We start from the raw sequence: 466 nt of genomic DNA on the forward strand, positions 1-466 counted from the left end.
CGGTTGATTTCTTTTCCTACGGGTACTTAGATGTTTCAGTTCTCCGCGTTCGCCTCGTTAACCTATGTATTCAGTTAACGATACCTGCAAGCAGGTGGGTTTCCCCATTCGGAAATCCTAGTCTCAAGTGCTTTTTACTAGCTTGACTAGGCTTATCGCAAGTTAATACGTCCTTCATCGCCTCCAACTGCCAAGGCATCCACCGTGTACGCTTAGTCGCTTAACCTCACAACCCGAAGATGTTTCACTTCAGAGTTGCGAAAATTTGAGAGACTCACGAACAACTTTCATTGTTCAGTGTTTCAATTTTCAGCTTGATCCAGATTTTTAAAGAGCAAATATCTCAAACATCACCCGAAGATGAGTTTTGAGATATTAAGGTCGGCGACTTTCACTCACAAACCAGCAAGTGGCGTCCCCTAGGGGATTCGAACCCCTGTTACCGCCGTGAAAGGGCGGTGTCCTG

The 466-nt window shown here is 45.7% G+C and carries 1 rRNA gene; it reads right to left on the reverse strand.

The features are described 5' to 3' along the window. Positions 1 to 226: ribosomal RNA gene (locus tag SB756_RS28110) — 23S ribosomal RNA — on the reverse strand; the annotation flags it as partial. Positions 227 to 466 lie beyond the last annotated feature (240 nt).

Source organism: Pseudomonas sp. SIMBA_068, from assembly GCF_046534705.1.
Lineage (GTDB): Bacteria > Pseudomonadota > Gammaproteobacteria > Pseudomonadales > Pseudomonadaceae > Aquipseudomonas > Aquipseudomonas putida.